The organism is Bradyrhizobium sp. WYCCWR 12699 (genome assembly GCF_032144035.1).
GTDB lineage: Bacteria > Pseudomonadota > Alphaproteobacteria > Rhizobiales > Xanthobacteraceae > Bradyrhizobium.
The window spans coordinates 26368-50213 of record NZ_JAVTJN010000034.1 but is presented as its reverse complement, the minus strand read 5'-3'; the positions used below and the strand labels follow the sequence as shown (position 1 = coordinate 50213).

Annotated in this window: 21 protein-coding genes and 1 pseudogene; 11 read left to right on the top strand and 11 right to left on the bottom strand. The window is 59.1% G+C overall.

Features of this window, described 5'->3' with window-relative positions; translation table 11 throughout:
* The first annotated feature begins 99 nt into the window (after positions 1-99).
* Positions 100-939, top strand: a complete 840-nt coding sequence (locus tag RPS27_RS23780) for an ABC transporter ATP-binding protein (protein WP_313754621.1) — start codon at positions 100-102, stop codon at positions 937-939.
* Here RPS27_RS23780 and RPS27_RS23775 read toward each other — a convergent pair.
* Positions 936-2090 (bottom strand): AGE family epimerase/isomerase, encoded by a 1155-nt coding sequence (locus tag RPS27_RS23775; protein ID WP_313754620.1) that lies wholly within the window; start codon positions 2088-2090, stop codon positions 936-938. The genes RPS27_RS23780 and RPS27_RS23775 overlap by 4 nt on opposite strands.
* A gap of 86 nt (positions 2091-2176) precedes the next feature.
* On the opposite strand from RPS27_RS23775, the gene RPS27_RS23770 reads away from it, so the two are divergent.
* On the top strand, positions 2177-3400 hold the full coding sequence (locus RPS27_RS23770) for a phenylacetate--CoA ligase family protein (protein ID WP_313754619.1): 1224 nt from the start codon (positions 2177-2179) through the stop codon (positions 3398-3400).
* A 306-nt stretch (positions 3401-3706) separates the two neighbouring features.
* Here the strand turns inward: RPS27_RS23770 and RPS27_RS23765 are convergent, their stop codons facing one another.
* Positions 3707-3925 (bottom strand): hypothetical protein, encoded by a 219-nt coding sequence (locus tag RPS27_RS23765; protein ID WP_313754618.1) that lies wholly within the window; start codon positions 3923-3925, stop codon positions 3707-3709.
* 1121 nt (positions 3926-5046) lie between these two features.
* Entirely contained in the window at positions 5047-6621 is a 1575-nt protein-coding gene (locus RPS27_RS23760; RefSeq protein WP_313754617.1) for a porin, read from the bottom strand.
* A gap of 483 nt (positions 6622-7104) precedes the next feature.
* Between RPS27_RS23760 and RPS27_RS23755 the strand changes: the two genes are divergently transcribed.
* From RPS27_RS23755 to RPS27_RS23745, 3 genes are all read left to right on the top strand, one after another.
* Positions 7105-7980 (top strand): recombinase family protein, encoded by an 876-nt coding sequence (locus RPS27_RS23755; protein WP_313754616.1) that lies wholly within the window; start codon positions 7105-7107, stop codon positions 7978-7980.
* Between the two features lie 1358 nt (positions 7981-9338).
* Entirely contained in the window at positions 9339-9527 is a 189-nt protein-coding gene (locus RPS27_RS23750) for a hypothetical protein (RefSeq protein ID WP_313754615.1), read from the top strand.
* 436 nt (positions 9528-9963) lie between these two features.
* Complete coding sequence (locus tag RPS27_RS23745) at positions 9964-10170, top strand: hypothetical protein (protein WP_194403363.1); 207 nt, start codon at positions 9964-9966, stop codon at positions 10168-10170.
* A 167-nt stretch (positions 10171-10337) separates the two neighbouring features.
* On the opposite strand, the gene RPS27_RS23740 is transcribed toward RPS27_RS23745, so the two are convergent.
* From RPS27_RS23740 to RPS27_RS23725, 4 genes are all read right to left on the bottom strand, one after another.
* A complete protein-coding gene (locus tag RPS27_RS23740; protein ID WP_313754614.1) occupies positions 10338-10550 on the bottom strand; it encodes a hypothetical protein in 213 nt (70 codons plus the stop codon).
* 159 nt (positions 10551-10709) lie between these two features.
* Complete coding sequence (locus RPS27_RS23735) at positions 10710-10847, bottom strand: hypothetical protein (protein ID WP_313754613.1); 138 nt, start codon at positions 10845-10847, stop codon at positions 10710-10712.
* Positions 10848-10959: 112 nt separating this feature from the next.
* Positions 10960-11355, bottom strand: a complete 396-nt coding sequence (locus RPS27_RS23730) for a hypothetical protein (RefSeq protein WP_313754612.1) — start codon at positions 11353-11355, stop codon at positions 10960-10962.
* Positions 11356-11453: 98 nt separating this feature from the next.
* A complete protein-coding gene (locus tag RPS27_RS23725) occupies positions 11454-11966 on the bottom strand; it encodes an HAD family hydrolase (protein WP_313754611.1) in 513 nt (170 codons plus the stop codon).
* A 422-nt stretch (positions 11967-12388) separates the two neighbouring features.
* Here RPS27_RS23725 and RPS27_RS23720 point away from each other — a divergent pair.
* The 4 genes and pseudogenes from RPS27_RS23720 to RPS27_RS23705 all read left to right on the top strand — a co-directional run.
* Positions 12389-12804, top strand: a pseudogene (locus tag RPS27_RS23720) (YqaJ viral recombinase family protein); the annotation flags it as partial.
* A 105-nt stretch (positions 12805-12909) separates the two neighbouring features.
* Entirely contained in the window at positions 12910-13617 is a 708-nt protein-coding gene (locus RPS27_RS23715) for an ERF family protein (RefSeq protein WP_313754686.1), read from the top strand.
* Positions 13618-13990: 373 nt separating this feature from the next.
* Positions 13991-14548, top strand: a complete 558-nt coding sequence (locus tag RPS27_RS23710; RefSeq protein ID WP_313754610.1) for a hypothetical protein — start codon at positions 13991-13993, stop codon at positions 14546-14548.
* A 643-nt stretch (positions 14549-15191) separates the two neighbouring features.
* Positions 15192-16511, top strand: coding sequence for an O-antigen ligase family protein (locus RPS27_RS23705; protein ID WP_313754609.1), 1320 nt, complete (start codon positions 15192-15194; stop codon positions 16509-16511).
* Between the two features lie 183 nt (positions 16512-16694).
* Here the strand turns inward: RPS27_RS23705 and RPS27_RS23700 are convergent, their stop codons facing one another.
* Genes RPS27_RS23700 through RPS27_RS23685 form a run of 4 tightly spaced genes read right to left on the bottom strand, consistent with a single transcriptional unit; the run spans position 16695 to position 21386 of the window.
* Entirely contained in the window at positions 16695-17441 is a 747-nt protein-coding gene (locus tag RPS27_RS23700; RefSeq protein WP_313754608.1) for a methyltransferase domain-containing protein, read from the bottom strand.
* Positions 17442-17448: 7 nt separating this feature from the next.
* Complete coding sequence (locus RPS27_RS23695) at positions 17449-18918, bottom strand: glycosyltransferase (protein WP_313754607.1); 1470 nt, start codon at positions 18916-18918, stop codon at positions 17449-17451.
* Positions 18919-18942: 24 nt separating this feature from the next.
* The gene (locus RPS27_RS23690; protein WP_313754606.1) at positions 18943-19785 is read right to left on the bottom strand and encodes an FkbM family methyltransferase; all 843 of its coding nucleotides are present in this window, start codon (positions 19783-19785) and stop codon (positions 18943-18945) included.
* Positions 19782-21386: a hypothetical protein gene (locus RPS27_RS23685; protein WP_313754605.1), complete on the bottom strand. Its 1605-nt coding sequence runs from the start codon at positions 21384-21386 to the stop codon at positions 19782-19784. Before RPS27_RS23685 ends, RPS27_RS23690 begins: the two co-directional genes overlap by 4 nt.
* Before the next feature lie 402 nt (positions 21387-21788).
* On the opposite strand from RPS27_RS23685, the gene gmd reads away from it, so the two are divergent.
* Complete coding sequence (gene gmd / locus RPS27_RS23680) at positions 21789-22880, top strand: GDP-mannose 4,6-dehydratase (RefSeq protein ID WP_313754604.1); 1092 nt, start codon at positions 21789-21791, stop codon at positions 22878-22880.
* Positions 22861-23832 (top strand): GDP-L-fucose synthase, encoded by a 972-nt coding sequence (locus tag RPS27_RS23675; protein ID WP_313754603.1) that lies wholly within the window; start codon positions 22861-22863, stop codon positions 23830-23832. Before gmd ends, RPS27_RS23675 begins: the two co-directional genes overlap by 20 nt.
* The last annotated feature ends 14 nt before the right edge of the window (positions 23833-23846 follow it).

Below are 23846 nucleotides of genomic sequence, written 5' to 3'. Positions count from 1 at the left end.
CCGGGCTTGTCCCGGCCATCCACGCCTGACCTCACGGCACGAAGTACGTGGATGCCCGGGACAAGCCCGGGCATGACGAGCAATCTGGTAGACACACCAATGACCGACACCCTCGACGCATCCCGCACCAAGCCGGCCGCAGTGCCGCCCGCCGCCCTCCTCGCCGTGCGCAACATCGAGGTCGTCTATGACGACGTCATCCTGGTGCTGCGCGGCCTCAGCCTCGACGTTCCCAAGGGCGCGATCGTGGCGCTGCTGGGCGCCAACGGCGCCGGCAAGTCGACGACGCTGAAGGCGATCTCCGGGCTGCTCAAGACCGAGGACGGCGAGGTCACCCGAGGAGAGATCCTGTTCGAAAACGAGCGCATCAACGGCATCGACCCCGACAAGATCGTCCGCCGCGGCATCTTCCAGGTGATGGAGGGCCGACGCATCGTCGCCGACATGACGTCGCTGGAGAACCTCAAGCTCGGCGCCTTCACCCGCAGGGACCGAGAGGTCGATTCCGATCTCGACATGGTCTTCAACTATTTCCCACGCCTGAAGGAGCGCACCGGCCTCGCCGGCTATCTCTCCGGCGGCGAGCAGCAGATGCTGGCGATCGGCCGTGCGCTGATGGCGCGCCCGAAAATGATCCTGATGGACGAGCCCTCGATGGGTCTGTCGCCGCTGCTGGTGAAAGAGGTGTTCTCGATCATCCAGAAGATCAACCGCGACCTCGGCGTCACCATCCTCCTCGTGGAGCAGAACGCACGCGCCGCGCTGTCGGTGGCAAGCCACGGTTATATCATGGAGCAGGGCAAGGTCGTGCTCGACGGCACCGCCGACGAATTGCGCGATAACGAGGACGTCAAGGAATTCTATCTCGGCGGCGCCGGCGACGAGCGCAAGAGCTTCAAGAACCTCAAGAGCTTCAAGCGGCGCAAGCGCTGGCTTTAACCCTCGAGCACCTGCTCCGCTTCCGTGACCGCGCAGAGAACATGATAGAACGACGACGCAGGAATGGTGTCGATCAGCGATTTGCCGTCGCGGTCGAACTGGTCGTACCAGCCGCCCCTCACGGGATGGCTGAGATAATGCCGTTCGAGCCGCACCAGCGCCGCGCGCGCTTCGTCCGCCGCGCCGGCCTCGCCGGATTCGGCCTGCGCGATCCAGGCTTTCGCGATCTCGGTCTGCGGCCACAGCCGGCGCGTGTGCCGGCGAATGTTGCCGATATCGTCCCCCTCGTCGATCATGCAGCCTGTGGCCTCGTCGCGATAGCGCATCGCGGTCGCGAGCAGCTCGGCGCGCCGCTGCCCGGTCGGGCAGCCCGTGATGCGTTCGAAGCCCTTCAGCAGCCAGACCCATTCCGCCTGGTGCCCCGGCTCGACGCTGACCGGCTCGATCTTCGACCAGTCCTCCTCGAAATACTCCGTCAGGATGCGCTTCTGCTTGTCGTAGAGATTGGCCAGGAACAGCGCGAAGAATTCGCCGGCTCGGTTCTGGAACGACAGATCGTGGGTCGCGTCGAAACAGGCGATCATCGCCTCGAACAGATGCATGTGCGGGTTCTGCCGCCGCGGCAACGAGACCGGAAGGCCTTCATGCACGCCGCCATGCGGCGAACGGAGATGGCCGTCGAGGAAAGCGAGCAGCGCGTCGATCTCGGCTCGAACCTGTGCGTCCCGGTCGAGCGCGTAGACGGTCGCGAGAGCAAACAGGATGAAACCGTGATCATAGGCGTCGCGCCGGCCGTCCAGCACCGTCCCCTCCGGCGTCAGCCGGTGAACGAAGCCCGGCCGGCCGTCGGGCGCTTTGGCTTTGGCCAGCAGATGTTCCAGGCCCTTCAGCGCGATGGCGCGCCCCTCGGGATACCAGCCCAGCTGCGCCGCCTTGGCGTAGCAATAGATTTGGCGGGCCTGCACGAACACGCGCCGCGGCGCAGCCGCATCCGCGGTACCGTCCGGGTGCAGCCGATCGATGAAGCCGCCCGTGGCCCGATCCCAGCCGACCGTCGACCACAGCGGCAGCGCCTCGTCGATCATGCGGCCCTTCAGGCGCACGACGACATCCGCAGCCTCATCCGCCGCAATGCTTCCCTTGTCCGCCATCGGGTCCTCTCTCGGCCTCACCAATGGCGGTCTGATACCCATGCCGGTGGCGGCGCGCAACGGATGCCAACACGGAAAGAACAGCCATGACCGCCCATTACGACGCCCGCGAGACGCGCGAGCCGGCAGGCCGCGAGGCCGATCTGTTCTCCCGCCTGCCGGAGGTCCTGCGAGCCGCGATGGCCGCCCCGGCTTACGCCGAGCGGCTGAGAGGTCTTGATCCCGCCGCCGTGACCTCCAGAGCGGCTCTGGCGACCCTGCCGGTGTTGCGCAAGTCGGAACTGCCCGCCCTGCACAAGGCCTCTGTGCCCTTCGGAGGCTTCGTGGCGGCCGCCCCCGGCTCATTCGCCCGCCTCTTCACCTCGCCCGGCCCGATCTTCGAGCCGGAGGGACGGCAGGCCGACCCCTGGCGCGGCGCGAGAGCCCTTTTCGCGGCCGGGTTCCGGCCCGATGACATCGTCCTCAACACCTTCAGTTACCATCTCACCCCCGGCGGCTTCATCTTCGACGCATCGGCGCGTGCGCTCGGCTGCGCCGTGATTCCCGCAGGCCCCGGCAATACCGAGCAGCAGTTCGAGCTGATCGAGGCTTACCGCCCGGTTGGCTACAGCGGCACGCCGGACTTTCTGAAGATCTTGCTCGATGCCGCAGCGAGTTCGGGCCGCGACGTCTCCTCGATCAAGCGCGCGCTGGTTTCGGGTGCCGCGTTCCCGCCCTCGCTCCAGGCCGAAATCAAGGCGCGCGGCATCGACGCCTACCAGGCCTTTGGCACCGCCGATCTCGGCCTCATTGCGTTCGAGACCGGGGCGCGCGAGGGCATGGTCGTGAACGAGGACCTGATCATGGAGATCGTCAAGCCTGGCACCGGGGATCCCGTGGCGCCCGGCGACGTCGGCGAGATCGTGGTGACCTCGCTCGACCCGCATCATCCCTGGATCCGCCTTGCCCTCGGCGACCTCACCGCCGCTCTGCCAGGTCCAAGCCGATGCGGGCGCACCAATATGCGCATCAAGGGCTGGATGGGCCGCGCCGACCAGACCACCAAGGTCAAGGGCATGTTCGTCCGTCCCGAGCAGGTCGCCGAGATCGGCAAGCGTCATTCCTCGCTCGGAAGACTGCGCCTCGTCGTCACACGACAGGGCGAGACCGACGCGATGACATTGCGAGCGGAAACGGCGAGCGCGAGCGAAGCGCTGCGCGAAGAGATCGCCCGCACCTTGCGCGCCGTGACGAAGCTCGGTGGCGCCGTCGAACTGGTCGGCCCCGGCGCGCTGCCGAATGACGGCAAGGTGATCGCGGACGAGCGGTAGTCTCAGCATCCCGGTAGGGGCCAAATCATTGACCAGCCGGGCTAGTAAATTGAAAATACCTGAGGAAAATTGGGTTAGTTCTGCAGAAAAATTCGGTTCGCGCACTTCTTCTCGAAGTCGCATCCGTCCGGTGAAGGCCGCCGTCGAAGTATCCCTTCGTGTCGAAGTCGACTCGCTGCTGAGGCGAAAGCATTTACGACCGCGCACGGACCGTTTTTTCGTCCTCAGCGGCTTGACACAGCCTTGTAATGGCCAACCCGCGGCCCCAGCGACCAAGCTGGATCATGCATGTTCTTTACCTGATGATCATCCGCCAACGAGGCGCGGGAAGACCAATGTTTCTTCAGAGGTCGGATCGAAAGAAGTGATCTTGCGGACCTCTCCTGGCCCGTTCCGAACACTTGCTGTGTATCCTTTCCGGGTAAATTCCAGGAAGAGCTTTTCCGCCTCTTCCAAGGCTGCACTGGAATCATCGAAGAAGTGACGGCTGTCGCCTCTATGGTCCATCACGATTAACATTGCCATGCTCAGGCTCCCGATTGCACCTCACAAGGGAATGTGGATGCCTAGAGCTCGTTCCTAAGTTAGCAGTCCGCTGGCTCGCCGGCGGGAGATCTCAACGGACCCTATGCCGAGCAGCCTCATCGCTGAAGCGCAAGGAGTGCCGCACATTGCGTCAGGCCCCCTTACCCGCTTGTCATGCCGTGATCACACGATCGTCAGGCAACCTTGGCTGCGGATCAATCGTTCATCCGTAGGATGGTGACTGACATTATTGGACGAGATTGGCCATTCCGTTGTTAGTGAAGCGAGCGACCTAGCCGAACGTTTGAGGCTGGCGCGCTCAGCCGACTTAGAACGGCCATCTTAGACGTGCAGCTTGGGAAAGAGAGTTCTCAGTCTATTGCAGAAGCACTGCAAAGCCGAAGAATCCCGTTCCCATTCGCAACTCGGTACGGAGCAGACGGCCTGCCGGCCGATTTCACGAACAGCCCCGTTCTGCGAAAGCCATTCCCCATTGATGAACTTGAGCGCTGTCTCACATCCCTGTTGGACCAACAAACCCGTTGTGTCTCGCATCAGGCAAGCAATCTTCAGCGTCTGCCCAGTCTGCCGAGCGGCTCGCCCAAAGCACTGATTTATGGGCCCCGCCTCTTAGGCACACCGTGCCGCTACGTCAGTCCGTTCATACCGCGCGGCGTTTGGGCACGGTAACTCGGTATCACCGAGCGTCAGTGGCTAATTGAGGCAATAATGGACCTGGACGAAGGACTGGGCGTTGCGGGAATTGACCTGTAGCCCGTCAGACCAAAACTCTGCGTGCCGGCCTACTCGAGCGGCGAACTCGCTTCAATGATGCCCGTTTCGTCAGATGTGGGTAAGCAAGTAGCGACCGGAATAGCTAAGCTAGCCGAAAAGTAGGTAAGCCTGAGCTCAACGATGTTCGCCGACTTTAATAAAGTGAGGTTGGCTGAGTTGAACACTGAGCTTTTAGCAATTGCAAAGAATGTTCGACTGGCTGCCCGACTGTTCGAAATCGACGACTCGTGATCTTCCAAAACACCAGAGCCCTCGGCAGTCTCCGGCCGAGGGCTCTGAGGAGCTCTCGGCGGCTTTCCACCGAGAGCTCCAATGTTAGACCGTACTTACCAGTTGCGCTGAGCGCGGAGGAGCAGGGTAATGGTGTCCTGATCCTTGAGCTCGTACACAGCGGCCGGCTTGGCCGTCGTGCCGGAACCAGCATAAGCGAAGGTGCCGGCGTACTTCTGGTCGAGGTGGGTCCAGTTCAGGTCAGCCGAGAACGTGAGGTTCTTGACCGGGGTCCAGCGGGTGATGACACCGACCTGGGCAACCGCGAAGTCCGGGTTGCACGAGGTCACGCCAGCGACCGCGAACGTACCACCGATACCGCACAGGCTCGTCTTGGCGAGCGAGCCGAACTGCGCCTGAGCGTAGGCACCGTACAGCGCGGTGTTCCAGTAGGGATCCCAGTTGTGGGTGTAGGCACCACGGAAGCCCCAGGTCTTCACGGTCTCCTGCGACGAGCCACCGGCCGCCGAGGTGAACACGGTGTCCGGAGCATAGGCGAAGCCAACGCTCTGGTAGGCACCCGCGACGTTCGTGCCGCTGAACATCGAGTAGCTGCCGCCCGCGAGGTTCTGGAAGTTGTAGCGGGTCGCACCGTCGGTGTAGACGCCCGAAATGTTGATCACGTCACCCGCACCAGTCGGGATGTTCTTGATCGACAGAGCGAGCTGAACTGCCCAGCCCCACTTGTCGTCGGGGTGACCGGTAATTTCGGTCGGACCGTAATAGGCAACGTGGTTGTCATGCGCAGCAACCGATGCCTGGAACAGACCCCAGGCCTGGTCGACGCGGACCATACCGACGAGGTTCGGCGAACGCGAGCCACCGATGGCGTTGGAGCCATAAGCGCCACCCGCGATGCCCGTCACCGAAGCGCCTGCCAGGTTGACGTTGCCGGCCTGATAGTAGGCCGTCGCGTCTTCAGCCGAGAACGACGCCGTCACGCCCTGACCGAAGTCAGCGGTGTAGGTGAACTGGTTGACACCAGTGACCGTGCCGGAACCGCCGACGAGGCTGTCGAAGTTGTTGCCGGGATAGTTGGTCCAGGGCGCGTCGAACTGCGACACGGCCTTACCCATGGTGAAACCAGCGAACTGGATGAAGGCGTAGTACACGCCGAGCGAACCGCCCGAGGTGTTGCCGTCGGTGCCGTTGATCGACGAACCAACGAGCGCCGGGGTGGCGCCGGAGGTGTTGAGCGCCAGCGTGCCGCTGTAGGCGGTGGCACCGGTCGCGCTGCCCGTGCCGGCGTAGTTGCCGGTGGTCCAGGAGAACACGCCGTCGAAGAAGGTACGGACGACGCCGTACTCGGTCGCGGTGCGCGTGTCGATGTTGAGATCTTCACGAGCGCGCATGGTGTAGTAGTTCGTCAGACGGTTGCGCGCGCCGTTGTTCGACGTCAGCTGACCGCTGAAGTCCGAGTTGGTGTTCAGCGCGACTTCAGCGCGCAGATAACCACCCAGCTTGATGCAGGTGTCGGTGCCCGGGATGTAGTAGAAACCCGCGCCGTACAGCGAGCAGATCTTCACGTATTCGACCGCCTTGGCCTTCACGGGCAGATCGGCTGCCTGCGCTCCGCCCACGGCGATCAGACCCGCCGCTGAGCCGAGCAAAAGGCTCTTAACCAACTTCATGTTAAACCTCCAAGTTGCTCTTCAGGGAAGGTCACTGACCGGACGGCCAATTCCCCAACCCCCTCTAAATCACCGCCTTGGCCCCCTTCGCGCCTTCGGACACACCCGCATGAACGCGAGGGACTTAAGCGAATGACCTAAACGGGACGACCTCGGGATGCCCCCCTCCGTCGCCCGGTCACCATGATCGATGCTCCGTGCACACACAACAACAGAACGGCTCGAAACGGGTCCATAGAGCTTGTTTTCGGACAGGTGTTGCACAAAAATCACGCAACATTGTCCGGGAATTTTGCGATTAAGCTATTGTTAGGTATGGAGATTCCCTCCCCTCACAGGCGCGTGAGTACTTGTGCTGAGAGCTAGCCTTCACCGCGGGAACAAGCGCTTCAGTTGCGTTTGAGGGCGGGGAATCGTTTGCCTGTAAGCACGAATCGAGCGTCCGCTTAGCTGACGCAACCACCATGCGGGACTGAAATTACTATGTCTAAAAGTAGCAAAAAGATCTCAGCAGCACCTAGTTGGCTCGGGCTCACTCCGAACCGGCTGTCATTCGTGTTCCTACCGGACCGTGCCGAAACCCTGCGAAAGATCTTCCAGCTCGCGATTGGCGGGTTGGGCAGCTACGCCATTGCGAGTTATCTAGACGAGGAAAAGGTGCCGACCTTCACCGGATCGCTTAATTGGGACCACACCACCATCGATTCAATGCTCAGGAACCGGGCGACCTACGGTGAGTACCAGCCGAAGTCTTTCGCCGCAGGCCATAAGAGAGGCATCCCGAGCGGCCCTCCCGTTTCCAGCTATTACCCTGCAGTCATAGACAAGGCCACTTTTGATGCTGCGCAGGTGGCACGCCAACAAAATCTGTCGCGTCGCGGGCGCAAAGGAAATGATCTCGCCAATATCTTCGGTGACCTATGCTCGTGTGCTTATTGCGGCAGCAAAGTTATCTTCCACCGGATTTCGAATGTGCAGGTCCTCGTATGCGACCAGGTCTTGAACCAAGGCGCCTGCAGCCGCTCCGCCTGGTCGTACAGTGACTTCGAGATCACCGTTCTTGCCTTCCTGGCTCACCCGGCATTACTCCAACTGTCACGAAGCGAGCTGAAAGGTGCGCTGCTCGATCTTGTCGCAGAGATCAAAGGTCTTTCTTCGGATCGGGAGCGCCGTTATGCGAGACGAGTCGACATTGCGATCCTGCTTAAGCGCATTGTCGTTGGCTTGGCTATTCACAGCGCGGGAAATCTTAGCCTGACTAGACATTCCTCGGCACAGATCCGGAAGGACATTGCCGGGAGGTTTCTCGAGATTCAGCTGCAAGGGGGGCAATCCTACCCGTGCATCTCGATAAGGTGATTACGCCCGAAGGTAAAGTCGTCCGGATCGCCCGCCGTCCTTTTGCAATCGGGACAGGGCTCGCCTGGAGCACCACAGGGACAGGCCCAATGACCGAACATCGGGCGGCTAGGATGGGTCTCGCAGACCCAGCGGATGTTGTCGCAACGCTCGCAGAACTTCATGACAAACGATACGGGCCTCGGCAGCCTTCAGTTTCATAAGCGAACCGCGGATGAGGTACGGTCAGCTCGCGATGCTCCTGCCTTCCTGCGTCAGTTCGAAGGCTGCGCCATTCCAGCAAAGCAAGCTAGCGTCGACCATCTGCTCCGCCAAATACAGGCTGCAGACGGGATGGGAGCCGCCCGGGATGATACAGGGCCGCGCCCCGCGCGCTGAGATGCCCATACCCCAGCGTGAGCCGCAGCACTCCGCACCGTGATTCGGTCTAGTCGACAGCAAAACGGTTGCCAATCCGAGCAGACAATTGCTCAAAGAGGAAGGGATGGCGATCCGCAGATCCGCATTGCCGATTGCGTTGCGCTAGAGACAGTCTGCGCAGGTCTTGACCACCGAGCTACAGGAGGTCGAAGGCAAAGTACAAAAAACGGTCCTGGTCGCCTTTGGCGAGGTCGGCCTGCAGCTCGGAAGAGTTGGTCCGCTCCTCTTGGATGATTGCTGTCCGGGGATGTGGAAGGCACCGGCAATGACGGAAAAACGGTTTACCCAGTTGTGGCCGTTCCTGGTGAAGGCCCTGCGGTTATCACCGTCAATGTGGAGCTGGAAGCGGTAGCCGTCGTATTGATTTCGTGAATCCACTGAGCCCCTGGAGGCGCCTTCATCTTCAGGGTTGCCAACTGCGGGCGGATGAGGCCCGGCATGTCCGGCTTCGGAGGTGTCTTGGTACGCTTTGCCACTCCGCAACTCACATAAAGCCCGCCGCCGGCGTTTGGGGGCCGACGGCGGGCAGTAAACCTACCTTACTCGCGAGTCACATAACTTCGAAGACGAACGCGTTCCAAATACAACCGCGTTCGCATCTTCCGGTTGTATCTCCGCCGTCAACCAGAACGCTCATCGAACGACTGGAGAACGTGGTGTGATAGAGCGTTCTTGTTGAAGACACTTAGCCGATGCTGTGCGGCTTGTTAAGGAACTGCCGGTTGCCGATGGCAGCCCGGCGTACTGATCGATGGCGAACTGGATGGCTTCAATGTGAGTGGCACCAGTCCTCACGTCACGAGAGCCGCCGCGTTTGCTCCAGTGACTTCAGGAATTCCGGAGGGACCTGCATATCGGAGAAATACTTTGGCAGTTGGCCTAACTACCTGCGATCAAAGAGCTTGTGCTTGCCTTCACGTTGAGATTTGAGGCTTGTTTTGGGATCGCACTATGGGCGTCAAAGCGATCTTCGCCAGATTCCTCAGAGAAGAATTGATGTCGATCATTCGATCCTGACCATCTCTGAGTCCGAGAAGATCACCGCGCGGATTTTTGAGCGCATCGCTAAGCTGGAATTTGATGTTGCTGCACATGACGTCATCCCAGTGGTCAGGGATCGTGACTAGCATCTCGCATCAATGGCGCCGCTTCGACATCCCGGGCTGACAAGCCCATCTGGCCTCCGAGCATGCAGGAGTTGAAACAACCCTGAACCATTGGCCGACAATTGAACGCCCCCCGCCTCCGTCGAAAGCGCCACGGTCGAAACCTCGTTCTCGGCGAGTGGTGCATCAACTAGAGACCTTGCGGCTGGCTTAAAAACGAGCAGTTGCGCCCATTCTCGCTGCCGATCCTCTCTGATAAACTAGCGGCGCGACCATAAATTCGGTCGCAATCTCAGTTAATTCCCGCCGGCTCTTGGGCCGGCGGGTTTTTCTTTGAACCTTAGCTCAGTCTATCTGCCGTTCGGCGCCATCTTAACCAAATTTTAAGATCTATTGTGCGGCGGCGTCCCTTTTGGCTAGAAAGGATGAAGCGTCGAGTCAGTTGCGTTAGAGGCTCATGATTACGTACAAACAGTATCACATCCAGCGAGTTGAGCACGGCCATAAGCGCTGGACTGCTCGTATCACGCGGGCGGATGGCCAGAACATCCGCACCATTCTGCCGGCTTCCGAGCATCCCTATCTGGATACGAAACCTGCCGCGTCGGCCGAGGAAGCTGAACAGCTCGCGAAAGAAGGCATCGACTTCGGCGGGGTAGTTTGAGCGGCCCCTCGGCTACTCGCGTTAGCACTTAGACGTGAGAGCTCCGTACAGCGGCTGGAGGCGGTGGCTTTCTCGTGAGTCGCACGCCTTTGATTTTCGGCGCCCCGGGAGCCAGCATATGGCGAGTGCCTCGATTGGATAATCTCCTCCAGCATCTTTTCTGAGGCTCAAAACGAAATGCCGCGCCTTCCCAGCCACGCAAGCGCCGCGGAGCAAACTGCTGACAGCAAGGCGGTGAAGAACCAGGACCGTCCACGAGCGGCGCTGATCGAACGCAGATATAAGAAAGCTCCAAGAAGCTTCCCGTAGTTCCTGCGGAATTCTCCGTTAAGCTTAGCTACTTCGGGCAAATCGGACAAAGCCTTGCATTCGTCGGCCATTCGCTGGGCTCCATTTGCGGCGGGACCAGCACCTCATAAGCCACTGTTTTGCCCAACGGCGCAAGCGAAATTTCGGTTTTTTCGATTCGCAACGGTCGGCGACCGCTGACCCTCGTAGGCCGGTTGTCCTGCGAATGCCGACGTAAGTCGCTAGGGTTCCTACCTCAGACCGGAATCCGGCCAGCGAGGAACTTCATCTGCCGGCCTCGATCGGCGAAAGTTCTGCCGCACCATCGCGTAGACCACAAAAAGGCCGATGGTGATGCCGACGGCCAGCGGTGGGAAAATGTAGTTCATGCAGCCTCCAATACCTTGAAATACTAACAGAGGAACGCAAACCGTCCAATCGGACGATGCTCCCTGCTAAAACGCGCACTTGAGTTCTATGGTTTCGACCCGCTTGTGATCCTCACACGTTGTGCCGCTTCAAGCGTTTGAGCCCCCGCCGCTGACGCGAAAGCGCAGCCTTCTCATACCGCTCCAAGCTCGACAGAAATCTCATTTGCTTTGGTTCAGCGCTCTCAACCACGGTCAGGATCAGACTTAGTCTCAGAGCCCGCAGCCGATCCTGTCGGCTCCTGGCTTGGACCACATCTTGAAGTGCGGCTTCCATATTCGCGCCTTTGAGCTCCTCGGCAAGAACTGCATCGAACCCGCCGAAACCCGAACCAGCGGCTTCGTCCCAGCGAGATAATCCATGCCGATAAGCGTTGCGGCTTGCTATTGCTTTCCCAGCGCTGGTTTGCGGGCCGGTACTCTTCGCTGCGTTTGCGCGATTGGCTTCGATTTGTCGCTTTGACGCCAAACTTCCCTCCCGGATTTCACTAGCCAGCGATCGATCCGTCGATTGTGAATCGACGGCATCAATCCTCCGTTCCCGCACCTCCGCGGTGCGACAGTTTTTCAGGCCGGAGACCGGTCCATTAATAGCCGGACGATGAACGAATGAAGGTTTACCCCATCGAACAGATAGGCCGCGATGCCGGCCGCTTGCGCCGCATCAAGATCACTCTGCTTGTCGCCGATCATGAAGCTAGCATCGATATCAACTGGGTACCGCTCAAGAAGGGCCCTGATCATTCCCGGCTGCGGCTTACGACAGTTGCAGAGGACGCGGTAACGCTCAATCAGACCATCGGGATGATGCGGGCAAAATTCGAACGCATCGATATGCGCGCCAAAGCCTTTAAGCTCGCGCGACATCCATTCGTGCAAATTGCGAACATGCCGCTCCTCGTAAAACCCCCTCGCAACTCCTGATTGGTTCGTCACCACAAACGCAAAATACCCGGCGTCATTGACTGCTCTTACGGCCTGTTGGGCGCCTTCCACCCACCGGATCTTGTCCGGATCGAAAGCATAGCCGTCGTCCTCGTTGAGGACGCCGTCACGATCAAAGAAGACTGCGGGACGCATAAGCTGTCTTGCCCACGCTGGAAGGGATACAACCGATCTTCCGACAATCACTGCGTTTTTTCAACATATCGCGCGTAGACAGGATCCTTGTATGCGCCGTGCGTTTGCATCCAGCTATTTGCCTTGAGGCGTAAATTGGCTTCGTTTTGTCGCCTAGTGCTGGTCAGCCTCCGTCGTCCTCGCCCTTAGCGCGGGAGAACAAGAGCCATTCCTGCCGCTAAAACGAGCAATGATATTGCCGCAGAAAGGACTGGCGTTCCACGGCGATTGGAGCGTTACTGATTCGACCGGGCGCCAACGCCAATCATCGCGCCGGCATCTCGCCTCGCGGACGCGGGGCTTCAGGCAGTGCGGCAAGTAAGCCGCTTGGTCTTGCGTAGGAGATACCGGTGACAACGGTTGGCCCAGACGCGCCAAATCAAATCATCAGATTCAACCCGAACGACCGCCGGCATTTCATCGGCGGCTCGGATGCCCGCATCATCATGGGGGATGACCAGGAGAACCTCATCCGCCTGTGGCGGGAAAAGCGCGGCGAAATCGAACCGCAGGATCTCTCGGACAATCTGATCGTTCAGCTTGGGACCGTGACAGAGGTCTTGAACCGCGCCTGGTACCAAGGCGCGAGCGGTCACACCGTCAGGATATCCAAAAGCGCATCCGGCATCCCGTGCACAAATGGATGGCGGCAACGCTGGATGGGACCGTCGAGCAGACCGGCGCCGTCTTCGAAGCCAAGTTTATGCTGCCCTGGGCCTTTACCGAGGAAGCTGCGGCCGAGAAACACATGGCCCAGTTGCAACACAACATGTGGGTCACCGCGTCCCGCAGCGCTGTTCCAGGCTGAGCTGACGAACCCCGAAAAGACCCTGACAGCTGTGATCGGTCGCCCTTCCCGCGGGAGGACGACCGGACCTTCCGCTACGCCTCCCTCGCGAGCGGCCTGGACATCGTCCGCAAGACCCTAAGCCAGCAGGAGATCGCCACCATCCAGACCATCCGGATTAAGCAGCCAACCGGTCAGATCCACCTCACCACCCTGCTTGCCCACGCCTCCGGGGAATGGATCTCCTCCGACCTTCCGGTCTGCGCCTCCAAGAAGGTCGAAGCGCCGCACCGGATGGGCTCTGCGCTGACTTATGCCCGCCGCTATGCCCTGTTTGCCTTGGTCGGCATCGCGGGAGAGGACGATTTGGACGCGCCTGACGTCGCCACAGAGTCTCCGGTTGCTCCCAAGCCACAGGCCGCATCAGGACCACAAAGAAGGCCGCCTGGCAGCGTCCTGAACCGGCCCCCCCCCCCATTGCTGCCCGAACGCTCCGCCGAGCTCCTGGACCGGCTCCTGGGCCAGCTATCCGCCCAGGAGGACGACGATGAACTGCTCACCTGGGCCAGGATCAGCCTCCCCCTCAAGAACACTCTCCTGGAGGCGGATGCCCGGGTTCTTGAAGTCGCTTATCAAAAGCGGATGGGGGATGCCCCTCTGTCCGACATCCATTCCGCAGACCAGCAGCCTGCCCTCCCCATCAGCTCCTCCCGACGAAGGCCCTGCGAGGGCGTCCAGCAACATCGATGTGGCTGCTCGCCCCGCTGGGCAATCGCAAGCTGGCCTCGCCTTCCCGAAAGAGCCGCCCCGAAGACGGAGCAATGATCACCTCGCCTTCATCCGCAGCCAAGGGTGTCTGATCTGCCAGAAGACCCCGCCGACGCACATCACCTCAAGTTCGCCCAGCCACGAACATTGGGACGCAAGGTCAGCGACGAGTTTACCGTCCCGCTTTGCCGATCTCCACCGATCCCTGCACCGACACGGAAATGAAAGAGCTTGGTGGACCAATCTGCAAATTGCGCCCCTTCCGATCGCGAAGCAGCTTTGGAAACCAGCCCTGTACATTTGATGAACGGGGAAATAGTTGTTGCACCGGCGCCTAGCCCCCGATCCGAGGCGCGAGGTCGATGAATGCTCCTGTCGAGCTGAACCAATCGCATACGGCGCGCGTCTTGCCCCCTCAATTCGAAGCGTTGTGTCCGCACCGCCCCAACTTCTTCCTGGAGAGAAGACCGAACACTATCAGGCTGTTCAAGCCGTGATTTTTCGCGACCTCGCCCCGCTGTCGGCCGTCGAGTGGTTGCTCGCGATCGACATCGCTGAGCTACCCTGGGAGATCCAGCGGTACCGGATACTGCGTCATAGACCATTGTCTATGTCCCGCCAAAAGGCAATCGAAACAACGCTGCGGCGTATTGATGTGTCCGACAAATCTCCCTCAGTCCAAAGCATTGCCGAATTTTACATTGTTCGAAATGCATTGGAGTGGCAACTGGATCCGAATGCCGCAGCCGAGATAGATGCCCGTCTTGAAGACCACGGGTTCGACCAACACGCGGTAAGCATGGAAGCTTACGTTCAGGCCCGAGAGGTCCTTCCCCTACTCGAAGGACTACTTAATGGGGCCCAGCTGCGGCGGGTGTCGCTCCTTAAGGAGCTCACCACCTTTCGCGAAACAAGATTGAGGGCCAGTGGCGGGGCGTGGCTTCGTACAGCGAGAAAGATCGTGCCGGGTACTCACCAAGGTACGTAGAGAGCAACGAAGATTGCAACCCCAAGCAAAATCGCAAACCAGAAAAGACTGGTGATATAAGCTGGAATCATATTCGCCCTTGCCCGAAACTCTCTCATTCGTCGCTGGGATTGCGATTGAAGTCCGCCTTTCACCCCCATCCTGTTGCTTGCTCGACTGCCCGTCCTAGAGAGCGTGCTCGACTCAAGAGCGAGCTCATATTGACTGATTTCCAAAAAGCATTCTTTTCAAGCTCTGTCGAGGCGGCCGACGCTTGTTCCAAGCAGATCAATCGCAACCGCCGGAATTCCCTAAGTCGCCTGTTCATTTAGCGCAGGCCCTCTTTGTAGATTGACCCTTGGACTGCTAAACGGGCAACGACGATGAAATCTGATGGGTAATCTGCTAGGGTACCGTAAGGTGGGCTTTATAGGCATGGTAAGCTGTCTTGCTAGAGCAAGGTTTGGGCACGTCAGCCGGGTTCAGGTGACGAGCCCCTCCATGCTGCAAGTATCGCTGCTTGGGAGGCCGACCGAATGATCAGCTGAGCCGACGGGACCCGCGAATTGCTCCTATGGACTAGAACATCCCAAGCCGTCTTTGAGCGGTCGAGCTTAATAGAGTCATCGTCAGGATCTCGTTTCGCCCTTGGCTCGGAGGCTTTGTGACAGCACTTTTGCGAGAAACCACAGGCCAGACGCTGCGGCGCCGTTTTCGTAGCCCAGCAGCGTGGGGCGAGACGGCCGATCTATTTGCAATTCTTACCGTGGCGTCGCTACCTTGGTCGACGTCCCTCACGGCGATCTTCAATGCCGTATTTTTGGTTTGCATCGTACCGTTCCTTGAGCTCAAGGCGTTTTTGAGGTCGCTGACACGTCCGATCTGTGCGGCGCCTATCGCGCTCGTTCTGCTCGCACTGATCGGCACACTCTGGTCGGACGCAGCTTGGGGCCAGCGCCTCCATGCCGTCAGCCCGACCGTCAAGCTTCTCGTACTGCCCGTGTTGCTCTACCATTTCGAACGGTCGCAGCGCGGCCACTGGATGTTCGTCGCCTTCCTCGCATCCTGCGCAATCCTAGCTGTGATGTCCTGGCTGGTCGTCCTCTATCCGGGTCTATCGTTGAGACCTTATGATCCGCTTGAGCGAGGGATCTTTGTCAAAAACTACATCGACCAGAGCCAGGAATTCACCCTGTGTGCCGTCGCGCTTGCATATCCGGTGATGACACTGCTGCGCGAGCAGCGCTATTGGCTCGCCGGACTGTTGACCCTGCTAGCACTTAGCTTCGTGGCTAACATGGCATTCGTCGTCATCTCCCGCACCGCGTTGGTTACCATGCCGATCATGCTCGGTATGTTTGGTTTGCTTCATCTAAGGGGGCGCAGTGTCGCTGTCATCACCGTATCGCTGCTCGCCTTAGCCGCTATCGCATGGCAAGCCTCACCGCAGCTGCGTCGGACGGCCGACACCTTTTCGCAGGACTACCAACTCTACATGCAAAAGGGAATCCCAACATCTATGGGCGAGCGTCTAGAGTATTGGCGCCACGCCGTTCAGTTTTTCGTGCAGGCTCCTTTGAAAGGGCATGGCACCGGCTCCACGCAAGGCCTCTTCGAAAGGGCCTCGACAGACCCCTCTTGGATTCCAGGCGTTAGGGTGTTCCCGAACCCCCATAACCAGACGCTGCATGTCGCCGTGCAATGGGGTCTAATGGGCATTGTCGTTCTATATACGATCTGGATACTACATCTGATGCTGTTTTGGGGTGATGGGCTCGCCTGCTGGATCGGCATGCTTGTAGTAGTCCAAAACATCTTCACCTCACTATTTAACTCCCATCTCTTCGATTTCCACGAGGGTTGGATGTACGTCATTGGCGTGGGTGTTGCCGGGGGCATTGTGAATTGCGCTAAACAGAAGCCAATGGAAGCTCGGTCTGAATATCGCCGCGCCGCAGCTTTGGCGCAGACCGGCGATCCATGAGAGCGGCTCGAAACGAACAGGAAGTCATTCGTCTGCGGACGAACGTCATTGCCCCTGCGCAAAGGTCGCGTGGATTTCAGCCTTTTACATTGTTCGTGAATACGAATTTGACGTGCGTCGGTATAGAGCCGCCCCATGGCGGGGCCTGCCGCACCTAAGCACCTAAGACAATTCGCTTCTCGTCTACACTTTCTCTAACACAGCAAGGATGCGAAATCCGGCGTTTCTTCGCACAAACTTAGGCATCATCGCCTCAACCCTCAGCAGCGAATCCAAAAATCTCGGCGGGATCAGGCACCACTCTTTGAGTCCTCCGCTGAGGGGATACGCAAGCAAACTTAGCCAATCCACCTCAACGACCCGAAATTGTTCGATCTCCGCTTCGAGCCGCTTTCGACTCTGGTCTGTTGCGAACAAAAGCGTGGGGATCGCCTGATTAGCGTCGAAGGGATCTCTGAGGGGGTCGCGGATCACAGCAGTGAACGGATCAATCTTCAGATCAACCGGCTCTTCGTGAATGTAGTGATAAAATGGGTAAGCCACCATAGTCATCGCGGGTTCAATCATTGCTAACCGGCCGCCGGACCGAAGAACTCGACCTGCTTCCCGCAAGAATTCAATTGGGCGCTCCAGGTGATGAAGTACATCGATCATCACGACACCCGAAAAGCAATCGTTAGCAAATGGGAGCGAATGTGCATCCCCCACGACGTCTATGCCGGGGAATGCTAGGATGTCGGTTGAAACGACGTCACCCCTAATCTCTTTTATGTGTGCCGTACCACTTCCAACTTCGAGCAGCCTTCCTTGCGGACAATACTGGAGCAATCGGCTGTGATAATCGCGATATATTCGACGGATAGTCTCCTTGCGCGCCCAGACGTCTCTATGGGCGACCTGTCGCTGATCAAGTCCTTCACGAAGTGCCATGTCGAACTCAGATAGCCTTCAGTTTCCGATAAGCGAACCATACCATTTTGAACAACAACCAGCCGTCCCTAAAGCGCGAGATCTGTGTCTCACCAAAGGTGCGCGCTCTATACTTGATTGGCACCTCGATGATTTTCAGATTATGCTTCGCCGCACCGAAAATAAGGTCGAAGTCACCGAATGGATCGAATTCTCCGAAATAAGATCTATTCCGGGCCAGCTCTTCATAATCGCTGCGCAGCAATGCCTTCGTACCACATAGGGTGTCAGTTAGACGGGTATTGACAAGGAACGTGAACAACCACGCGAACAGGCGATTTGCCAACAGGTTGAGAGGACGCATTGCTTCGTCCTCCATTGGATAAACGAGGCGCGTCCCGTTCACGAACTCGGCCTTCCCGCTCTCGATGGCGAAGTGGTATTTTGGAAGATCCTCCGGCGGCATGGTCAGGTCGGCGTCCAGAATCATGAGGACATCACAACTGGCGGCCGCGAATCCCTTTCGTACCGCGTCGCCTTTGCCCTTCCCGTCCTGCTTAAAAACCTTGATGTCCCACTGATCTTTGTAGGTATCCTGCACCCTCAGGCACTCTTCATAGGTGCCATCCGTCGAATTGCCCTCTACGAAAATTAGCTCCTGACGCAGGCCGAATTTCGGCATCCTGCGAACGGCATTTTCGACATTCCCCTTCTCGTTACGGCAAGGTATCAAGACACTTGCAGATAGGGATCGATCCAAGTTCCGTTTGATCGGCCGCCCAACGACGTAGGTCCGAAGGCAGAGGGCGCGAATACCAGGAAGCGGTGCGATAAACCGGTTAACAAATGTACCGAACCCGAGCAAACTGCGCGGCAGCAATTGTTTCCGCTCGAGCTTCAGGACCTCGAAATCTGCAAGATCCATCATGTTGATGAAGTCGGCGCCGGAGAGATAATTGATGCCCGGCTGACGACTCTTGAGCCGCACGAGCTCCCCGAGTTTCAGAATCGGCTCCCACAATGGCGAGTAGTAAGCAATCACGAGACGCGTAGACGGCGAGCATACGCGATGCAGCGCGCGCAAAGTACCGTCTATATCTTCCAGCATCCCGATCGTGTCCGCGATCAGTATGTAGTCGAACGTTCCTTCAAGCTTCTCAAAGGCGCCGGGCTGCTCGACGTCCTCGCAAACAAACGTGAGATGCGGATGACGCCCTCTCGCTTTGGCGATCATGGTCGGACTGAAATCGATCCCGACACCATGAGACGGCTCCAGCGCACTCAGAAGATCGCCACGGCCGCACCCGACTTCAAGAACCCTCTGGCCCGACGGAATCAGGAACCGCACGAAGCTACGGTCGCTTTCGTAGTAAGCTGAATTTAGCTTCCGCCAGTCCTCCTGGACATCAGCCGTACTTTCGACGTGCTGAAGCAGCTCCCGTTTCCGATTCGAAAGCAACTCATCCTGAGTGGAACTCTTGTCCGATTGCGGCATCATGATCCGGTACTTGTCAATGTTCGGCTAGGTCGGTCGTGCAACAACATTGATGCTTCCATTCGTCGGGATCAGCCGACTTAATCCTTCCGCCGTGGATGGAAGCGCCTCGAAAGTTTGCTCATCTTGAAATGAGTATCTGTTCAGCATGAAGAACGACACCAGCTCGTCCAACGAAGAGCCCCGTTCGTTCAAGACGTGCGGAGCAAGTTCCATGACAAAGACCGGTCGCGGCCCTCTCAAGGTCTCGCGCGCGCCACGAAGCACGTCGCATTCGAACCCATCAACGTCGAGCTTGATGAGACTTACGACGCGATCCCCCATCTCGCTGCACAAGCTATCCACGCTCACGGCATTTGCGTGCGAGGCGGTCATTTTGCGCCCCAGGTGCATCGCGTGCAGCTGGTCATCAGATTCGAGGGGCCAACTCGAGTAAATCTCCTCCGGAACGCTGCCTCCTGTGTCGCAAGTCACGAACGACTGCGACGCCTTAATTCTTGGCGCGAGCGTCGGATTGAGTTCGATGTTCCGACGCAACTTGCCATACGCAAAGTCGGTCGGTTCGAACGCCAGAACACGTCCTCCGGGGCCAACGAGCTTTGCGAGATGGAGCGTGTGCGCCCCAATGTTCGCGCCAATGTCCAGAACCACACTCGAAGGAACCACGAGCCGGTCAAGCGCCCGACGCGTATTTCGTTCGAAATAGTCGTTGAGGTAGATCGCCAGGTCAATTCCTTCGGACAAATCAAGCTCGTAGACTATGCCGCTCCGCGAGACGACGACAGTGTCTTTCAGTCCCAACACCGACCGCATCGATCGCACGAGCTTGTAAATGTTGCGGGCGATCGCAATTTTCTGCGCTGTATTCATTGCCCCCGCACCTGTGCCCCGCTTTTGGGTAGGTCCAGCTCCTCGCAAGTGCGGCGGATCAACAATACGTTGAGCCCGCCGACCCTGCAGAGATCCGTCGCGCGACCGCCGAACACTTCGGAATCCCGGTTCAAGGGGTAGCTGCTGACGACCGCCGCGCACCCGTCAGGTCCTACGAATTCGTTGAAATCAACCATCGCTCCCGGCCTGAAGACCTTCTGTTCAAAATATTCGTAATTTGGGAACATTCCGCCAAATGCTTCCTTGAGCGCAACATTAAAAAAGGCAACCTGATCGTCCAACCGAGCTCCGTACAAAAACCCGAAAGCAATCGGGTAGTTATACATTCCGACACTGTAGGACGGTGCGAGAAAGCAAGCCCCTTGCATTTTGGCGAGACCCGAAACTACCCGTTTTTCGTCAGCGTTCTGCGACAGCGCTCCCTTATACCACCCCCAGGCTTGCTTCGTGGGACCCGCAACGCAGACCAGGATGAGGACGGCCGCGCAGAGCCGCTGGGCGACGAAACCAGATTTCGACGAGACAGGAACAAGCGTGAAGGCCAAAGCCACCATGAAGGGTACCATGGCCAATCCCGGGACAAGGTAGTACGCGGTATACTGCTTCGCGATCATTGCGATCGAACCGCACAGAACCGCTGTCACGGCGAGCAAGATTCGGAAAGCTCCGTGGTCGGAATGGCGGAAGATGAATGCGACGGCAAATGAGATGAGTGCCGCTGATATCTGTATGCCATAGTCCCGGGCAAGGTTCATAAAAGCGACAGCGGCGACGTGGAAATCCAGGAAGCCGGGAAGACCGGAGCCGTACGGCCCTCTGTGCTTCACTATGCCCTCGATATAGGAACCGAATACCCCGAGTTCAGAGTGGAGCGGCAAGACCAGCAGCGTTAGACTCAGCAACGCACAGATCCAATAGGTCGCCAGCGCCCCGGAACGGAACCCGACCGCTATCGGATAGAGCAGCAGAAAGGGTGCGAACAGGATCTTCGTCGACAAGCCAATGCCCACGAGCACGCCGGCGGCAACATCAAAACGGCGGTGAGTGAATTCGCCGCGAACCGCCGAATAAGTCACCGCGACGAGCATGATGGCGACCGCGATCAGAAGTGACTCCGGCATGATGCGGCCGCCATATGTCAGCGCGGCGACCGTTGCAAAAAGTCCGAGCTGAAGCGCAATCCCGCAAAAGCGATCCCTCGTCTCTCGCGCGACAATCAATCCTGCACCGATAGTGGCGGCAGCTACCGCGAGAACCAAGGACAGCCGGATGATTTGGGAGAGTTCGTCGAAATGCAGTAGCGCTTGGGCGCCCAGCGCCCCCGGATAGCGGATGGCTTTGGCGATAGCAAGAACAGCCGCGCCGAAATATATGATCCCAATTCCGGGGTGTAGCACAAAATGAAGGCTGTTGCCCGCAAGCAGATTTACGCAAGCGATATAGTATGCGGCGTCCGGATCGACGAACTCGCCGAAAGAGCCCTTCAGCGAGACCGTCTTGACGCTTTCGAAAATAGCGTAAATCGCCGGAACGACGAACAGCGGCCAAATGGCTCCAGGACGCGTCAAGACTTTCTGCACAAAAACCGCTCCTGCCGCGATCGACAGCCTGCCCCGATATTGCTGCCAGCTCTGAGGCGGCACAATTTTGTGTTATCTATCAGGCACAAGGTCGGGGTTGTCAAACCCGAGGCCTCAAAGCCGATCCTAATTGGCATCGGCGATATCCAGCTCGTATCGACGACCTGCATACGTCCACGGGAGCGAGCGCGAGACCGCGTCCGGCGTCGGCCGGAGCCCCGGGACTGTTATGCGAGCGGAAAAACCGAAGCCTTTTGAGCGGCGTGGGGGAACCGGCGCCCGGTGTGATCGTCGCCGCTAGTTCTGCTGATCAAAGCGCCGTCGCTTCACTTCAGTGGATTTTTTTGAGCCGCTGGGCTATCCAGTATTGAGTCTCACAGCTGCCCTCGCGTTCGGAGCCAGATGAATACCGTCACTAACGATCGTGGAAGACGCGTTGCGCTCATCACAGGCGTAACCGGCCAGGACGGCGCCTATCTTGCCGAGTACCTGCTGTCGCTCGGCTATGTCGTGCACGGCATCAAGCGCCGCTCGTCTTCGTTCAACACCGCGCGCGTCGATCATCTCTATCAGGATCCGCATGCCGGCGACGTGCCGTTCCTGATGCACTACGGCGACATGACGGACTCGACCAATCTGATCCGTCTGGTCCAGCAGATCCGGCCAACCGAGATCTACAACCTCGCCGCCCAGAGCCACGTCGCCGTCAGTTTCGAGAGCCCCGAATACACCGCCAACGCCGACGCGATCGGCGTATTGCGTTTGCTGGAGGCGATTCGCATCCTCGGCATGGAGAAGGAGACGCGGTTCTATCAGGCCTCGACCTCCGAGCTTTACGGTCTCGTCCAGGAAATCCCGCAAAAGGAAACCACGCCGTTCTATCCCCGTTCGCCCTACGGGGTGGCTAAGCTCTATGGCTACTGGATCACGGTGAATTATCGCGAGGCCTACGCCATGTTCGCGAGCAACGGCATCCTGTTCAACCACGAGAGCCCGATCCGCGGCGAGACTTTCGTCACCCGGAAGATCACGCGCGGTGTGGCTCGCATCGAAGTCGGTCTCGAACAGACACTCTATCTCGGCAATCTGTCGGCCAAGCGCGACTGGGGTCATGCTCGCGATTATGTCGAGGGCATGCACAAGATTCTCCAGGCGGAGAAGCCTGACGACTTCGTGCTCGCCACCGGGGAGACGCGTTCCGTGCGGGAGATGGTGGAGCTGGCATTCTCGCAGGTCGGACGTCGCATCGAATGGCGCGGCTCCGGGATCGACGAGACCGGCGTCGACACCAAGAACGGCAAGACCGTGGTGCGCGTGGATCCTACCTATTTCCGCCCCACCGAGGTCGACCTGCTCGTCGGTGATGCCAGCAAAGCACGCGCGGCGCTCGGCTGGACACCGAAGCGGACGTTTGCGCAGCTCGTCGAGGAGATGGTGGCGAGCGACCTTGCAGAGGCAAAGCGGGACGTAGTTGGTGGCAACCGCACCGTTTGAGCTGGCAGGCGAGACTGTCTATGTCGCGGGCCATCGCGGTATGGTCGGCAGCGCGTTGGTGCGCCGGCTGGCGGGGGAAGACGTGAAGCTCGTCACGGTCGATCGTCGCGAGGTCGATCTCCGCAACCAGGCTGCCGTGTTCGGCTGGTTCGAGAAGATGCGGCCTAAAGTCGTGTTTCTCGCCGCCGCCAAGGTCGGCGGTATCGTTGCCAACGATACGCTGCGCGCCGAGTTCATTTACGACAACATCGCGGTCGCGGCCAATGTGATACACGCGGCGCATCTGAACAACGTGAAGAAGCTGATGTTTCTGGGCTCGTCCTGCATCTATCCGAAGCTCGCCGAGCAGCCCTTGCGCGAGGATTCGATGCTCACGGGGGCCTTGGAGCCGACCAATGAGCCCTACGCGATCGCCAAGATCGCCGGCATCAAGATGGCGGAGGCTTATCGCTCTCAGTATGGATGCGACTTCATCAGCGTTATGCCGACCAATCTCTACGGTCCAGGGGACAACTATCATCCCGAGTTCAGCCATGTCGTCGCCGCCCTGATCCGCCGCTTCCACGAGGCGAAGGTCGCAGGCGCCAGGAGCGTCGTCGTCTGGGGTACTGGCACGCCGCGCCGGGAGTTCCTCTATGTCGACGACATGGCCGATGCCTGCGTGCACCTGATGAAGACCTATTCGAGCACGGAGCTAGTCAATGTCGGCACCGGCGAAGACATCACCATCGGCGAATTCGCGCGCGTCGTTGCCGGGGTGGTCGACTATCGCGGCGAGATCAAGTTCGACACATCCCGGCCCGATGGGACGCCGCGCAAGCTGCTGGACGTGAGCCGCCTCGCGAACCTCGGCTGGCGTGCGCAGACTTCGCTGGAAGATGGAATTCGCCGCGCCTATGCGGCATATTTGGCGGAGCAACGAGCCGACGCACCCTGGGCGCCCCGAGGGTGAAGGGCGAAGATCAA

What these genes read in the sequence shown, in the direction of transcription:
- RPS27_RS23755 (WP_313754616.1), top strand. Translation starts at nt 7,105, where the DNA reads ATGTCTAAAAGTAGCAAAAAGATCTCAGCAGCACCTAGTTGGCTCGGG.
- RPS27_RS23770 (WP_313754619.1), top strand. Translation starts at nt 2,177, where the DNA reads ATGACCGCCCATTACGACGCCCGCGAGACGCGCGAGCCGGCAGGCCGC.
- RPS27_RS23725 (WP_313754611.1), bottom strand. Translation starts at nt 11,966, where the DNA reads ATGCGTCCCGCAGTCTTCTTTGATCGTGACGGCGTCCTCAACGAGGAC.
- RPS27_RS23690 (WP_313754606.1), bottom strand. Translation starts at nt 19,785, where the DNA reads ATGAATACAGCGCAGAAAATTGCGATCGCCCGCAACATTTACAAGCTC.
- RPS27_RS23760 (WP_313754617.1), bottom strand. Translation starts at nt 6,621, where the DNA reads ATGAAGTTGGTTAAGAGCCTTTTGCTCGGCTCAGCGGCGGGTCTGATC.
- RPS27_RS23695 (WP_313754607.1), bottom strand. Translation starts at nt 18,918, where the DNA reads ATGATGCCGCAATCGGACAAGAGTTCCACTCAGGATGAGTTGCTTTCG.
- gmd (WP_313754604.1), top strand. Translation starts at nt 21,789, where the DNA reads ATGAATACCGTCACTAACGATCGTGGAAGACGCGTTGCGCTCATCACA.
- RPS27_RS23735 (WP_313754613.1), bottom strand. Translation starts at nt 10,847, where the DNA reads ATGAACTACATTTTCCCACCGCTGGCCGTCGGCATCACCATCGGCCTT.
- RPS27_RS23700 (WP_313754608.1), bottom strand. Translation starts at nt 17,441, where the DNA reads ATGGCACTTCGTGAAGGACTTGATCAGCGACAGGTCGCCCATAGAGAC.
- RPS27_RS23780 (WP_313754621.1), top strand. Translation starts at nt 100, where the DNA reads ATGACCGACACCCTCGACGCATCCCGCACCAAGCCGGCCGCAGTGCCG.
- RPS27_RS23765 (WP_313754618.1), bottom strand. Translation starts at nt 3,925, where the DNA reads ATGGCAATGTTAATCGTGATGGACCATAGAGGCGACAGCCGTCACTTC.
- RPS27_RS23775 (WP_313754620.1), bottom strand. Translation starts at nt 2,090, where the DNA reads ATGGCGGACAAGGGAAGCATTGCGGCGGATGAGGCTGCGGATGTCGTC.
- RPS27_RS23740 (WP_313754614.1), bottom strand. Translation starts at nt 10,550, where the DNA reads ATGGCCGACGAATGCAAGGCTTTGTCCGATTTGCCCGAAGTAGCTAAG.
- RPS27_RS23745 (WP_194403363.1), top strand. Translation starts at nt 9,964, where the DNA reads ATGATTACGTACAAACAGTATCACATCCAGCGAGTTGAGCACGGCCAT.